Source organism: Streptomyces sp. adm13(2018) (assembly GCF_008042145.1).
Classification (GTDB): Bacteria; Actinomycetota; Actinomycetes; order Streptomycetales; family Streptomycetaceae; genus Streptomyces.
In genome coordinates, this window is sequence record NZ_RDBH01000138.1 from 1 (window position 1) to 3,775 (window position 3,775).

Below are 3,775 nucleotides of genomic sequence, written 5' to 3' on the forward strand. Positions count from 1 at the left end.
CACCCCTCCCGTCCTCCCCGTGCACTACTCCGGGTGCGAGCGTCGCTGTGGACACCCGCACGGCGACTGGACCGACGTTCTCGCCACCGCCGGCGGCGACTACCTGGTGGACGGCGTCCCCACCCCCCGTACCGCCCTGCCCGAAGCCGTGACCGCGGCCCGCACCACGAGATGAGCGAGAGCAACAGGATGTTCGACTACGAGAAGGACGGGGCGGAGATCTACCGCCGGTCCTTTGCCACGATCCGCGCCGAGGCGGATCTGGCGGGCCTGCCCGCCGACGTCGCCCAGGTGGCGGTCCGGATGATCCACGCCTGCGGCATGACCGACCTCGTACGCGACATCGCCTGGTCGCCGCAGGTCGTCACGCGGGCCCGCGCCGCCCTCCGGGCCGGAGCGCCGATCCTCTGCGACGCGCAGATGGTCGCGAGCGGGGTCACCCGGCGGCGGCTGCCCGCCGACAACGACGTGGTCTGCACCCTCTCCGACCCGTCCGTGCCGACCCTCGCCGCCGAGCTCGGCACCACCCGCTCCGCCGCCGCCCTCGAACTGTGGCGGGACCGCCTCGAAGGCTCCGTCGTCGCCATCGGCAACGCGCCGACCGCCCTCTTCCACCTGCTCCAGATGGTCGCGGACGGCGCCGGGCGGCCCGCCGCCGTCCTCGGCATACCCGTCGGCTTCATCGGCGCCGCCGAGTCCAAGGACGCGCTGGCCGCGCAGGACCTCGGCCTGGACTACCTCGTCGTCCGGGGCCGGCGCGGCGGCAGCGCGATGACCGCCGCCGCGATCAACGCGATCGCCCACGAAGCGGAGATCCAGGCATGAGCACCGTGACCGGAAAGCTGTACGGCGTCGGCCTCGGCCCCGGCGACCCGGACCTCCTGACCGTCGCCGCGGTGAAGGCCATCGCCGCCGCCGACGTGATCGCGTACCACTCGGCCCGCCACGGCCGTTCCATCGCCCGCTCGATCGCCGCCGAGCACCTCCGCGAGGACCACATCGAGGAGCGGCTGATGTACCCGCTCACGGTGGAGACCACGGACCACCCGGGCGGCTACCGGGGCGCCCTGAACGACTTCTACGAGGAGGCCGCCGCCCGGCTCGCCGCGCACCTCGACGCCGGGCGCACCGTCGCCGTCCTCGCCGAGGGCGACCCGCTGTTCTACGGCTCGTACCAGCACATGCACAAGCGGCTCGCCGACCGCTACGACACGACCGTCATCCCCGGCGTGACCTCGGTGTCCGCCGCCGCCGCCCGGCTCGGCGAGCCGCTGTGCGAGGCGGAGGAGGTCCTCACGATCATCCCCGGCACCCTGCCGGAGGACGAGCTGACGGCCCGCCTCGCGGGCACCGACTCGGCGGTCGTGATGAAGCTCGGCCGCACCTTCCCCACCGTGAAGCGGGCCCTGGAGCGGGCCGGCCGCCTCGACGACGCCCGGTACGTGGAGCGGGCGTTCATGGCGGGCGAGCGGACCGGCGACCTCGTGGACGTCGACCCGGAGACCGTCCCGTACTTCTCCGTCGCCGTGCTCCCCTCCCGTATCGACCGCGAGCCCGCCGTACGCGAGCGGGGCGAGGTCGTCGTCGTCGGCACCGGCCCGGCCGGCGCGCCCTGGCTCACCCCGGAGTCGCGCGGCGCCCTCGTCAACGCCGACGTCCTCGTCGGCTACACCACCTACCTCGACCGGGTGCCGGTGCTGCGGCCCGGGCAGATCCGGCACGGCTCCGACAACAAGGTGGAGTCCGAGCGCGCCGAGTTCGCCCTCGACCTGGCCCGCCGCGGCCACCGGGTCGCGGTCGTCTCGGGCGGCGACCCCGGCGTCTTCGCGATGGCCACGGCCGTCCTGGAGGTGGCCTGCGAACCGGAGTACGCGGACGTGCCCGTACGGGTCCTCCCCGGGGTGACCGCCGCCAACGCCGCGGCCGCCGCGGCGGGCGCGCCGCTCGGCCACGACTACGCGACGATCTCCCTCTCGGACCGCCTCAAGCCCTGGGACGTCATCGAGGCCCGGCTGCGGGCCGCCGCCGGCGCGGACCTGGTCATCGCCCTCTACAACCCGGGGTCCAGGTCCCGTACGCACCAGGTCGCCGCTGCCCGCGACCTCCTGCTCGAACTCCGGTCCCCGGAGACCCCGGTGGTCGTCGCCCGCGACGTCGGCGGCCCCGAGCAGTCGGTGCGGGTGATCACCCTCAAGACGCTGGAGCCCGCCGAGGTCGACATGCGGACCCTGCTGCTCGTCGGCTCGTCGCAGACCCGGGCCGTCGAGCGGGCGGACGGCCGCACGATCGCCTGGACGCCCCGCCGCTACGGCTGACGCCCGGGCGGGCGGACGGTCTTCGGGCTTCCGCGCGGGGCAGGATCGCCCCGCCGTCGGGTCAGCCGCGGGTGAAGGTGCCGAGCCCCGTCTCGTCCAGGTACTCGACGCGGACGGTCCGCCCGTCAGGCGAGAAGGTGACGGCGGTGGGGCCTACGGCGTTCTCCCCGCGCGTCTCGAAGCTCAAGGTGTCGCCGTCGTAGTGCGTCAGCCGGTACGTCTGCGGTTCCGGCCCCAGGCGCAGGACCAGCCCGCCGTCCGCCTCCGCGACCGTCATCCGCCCGTAGTAGTCGTTCTCGTACGTGCCGGTGTACGCGCTGTTCGGCTTCGCGGGCGTCGCGTCCGCCGGCTTCTTCGCGAAGTCCGTGTCCGAGCGGCCGGCCTCGGCCTCCTGCTCGTACAGGGCGTTGACGAGCGGCAGCCAGTCCCGGCTCGGCTTCCCGTCCTGCGCGGTGTCGAAGAAGTCGAGGGCGACGGCGTCGGCGACGCCGACCGGGGCGCCGTTGGTGAGGACGACGATGCCGAGCTGCTCGCCCGGCAGCATCGTGACGTTGGTGTGCGCGCCGAGCGCGAACGCGCCGGTGTGGGAGAGGCGGAGGCGGCCCTCGTCGTCGTACGACACGTTCCAGCCGAGGCCGTAGAAGCCGGTCCGCGCGGCGGGTGCCTGGGCGGGGACGGCCACGGCCTCGGGGTGGTGGGTGAGGTCGAGGGCGTCCTCCGCGACGATCCGACGCCCGTCGAGCGAGCCGTTGGCGAGCTGGAGCCGCAGCCAGGTCGCCATGTCGGTGGCCGAGGAGCTGACGCCGCCGGCGGGGGACTGGGCGTCCGGGTCCCGGACGAACTGCGCCTTCCAGGTCCCGTCGGGCTGCTTGACGTGCCCGTGCGCCCGGTCCGGGTTCGACTCGAAGTCCTGGAAGCTGGAACTGGTGTCGTTCATGCCGGCGGGCTTGTAGAGGGTGTCCTCGGCGAGCTTCGCCCAGGGCACGCCCTTCTCCGCGGCGACGGCCTCGGCGGCCGCGGTCAGTCCGAAGTTGGTGTACGCGTAGCTCGCGCGGAACGGCGCCAGGGGCTCGTACCGCAGGTGGGACAGGATGTACTCCTGGTCGTAGCCGAGGTCCTCCAGCAGGTCGCCCGCGTGGTCGGGCAGGCCGCTGCGGTGCGAGAACAGGTCGGCGACGGTCACGTGGGACGTCACCCACGGGTCCTTCAGCCGGAACTCGGGGAGTTCGGGGGAGACCGGCTTCTGCCAGCCCTCGACGCCGACCGCGCCGGCGACGACGGTGGAGGCGATCGGCTTGGACACGGAGGCCAGCTGGAAGACGGTGTCGGCGTCGACCGCGCCCTCCTTGCCGACCTCGCGGACGCCGTATCCCTTGATGTGGACGACCTCGCCCTTGTAGACGACGGCGACGGAGACCCCGGGGACGCCGGTCTTCCGCATCAGCTCCGCGACGTCCGGG

At 73.8% G+C, this 3,775-nt stretch carries 3 protein-coding genes and 1 pseudogene; 3 read left to right on the forward strand and 1 reads right to left on the reverse strand.

Annotation, left to right across the window (positions count from 1 at the left end):
* The 3 genes and pseudogenes from EAO70_RS39580 to cobJ form a co-directional block, all read left to right on the forward strand.
* Positions 1-175 (forward strand): annotated as a pseudogene (locus EAO70_RS39580) (cobalamin biosynthesis protein CobG); the annotation flags it as partial.
* A 14-nt stretch (positions 176-189) separates the two neighbouring features.
* Positions 190-825: a precorrin-8X methylmutase gene (locus tag EAO70_RS27125; RefSeq protein WP_187284062.1), complete on the forward strand. Its 636-nt coding sequence runs from the start codon at positions 190-192 to the stop codon at positions 823-825.
* A complete protein-coding gene (gene cobJ / locus EAO70_RS27130) occupies positions 822-2,315 on the forward strand; it encodes a precorrin-3B C(17)-methyltransferase (protein WP_148005535.1) in 1,494 nt (497 codons plus the stop codon). Before EAO70_RS27125 ends, cobJ begins: the two co-directional genes overlap by 4 nt.
* A gap of 61 nt (positions 2,316-2,376) precedes the next feature.
* On the opposite strand, the gene EAO70_RS27135 is transcribed toward cobJ, so the two are convergent.
* Positions 2,377-3,775, reverse strand: a 1,399-nt coding sequence (locus tag EAO70_RS27135; protein WP_148005543.1) for a serine hydrolase, incomplete at its 5' end; no start/stop codon positions are given.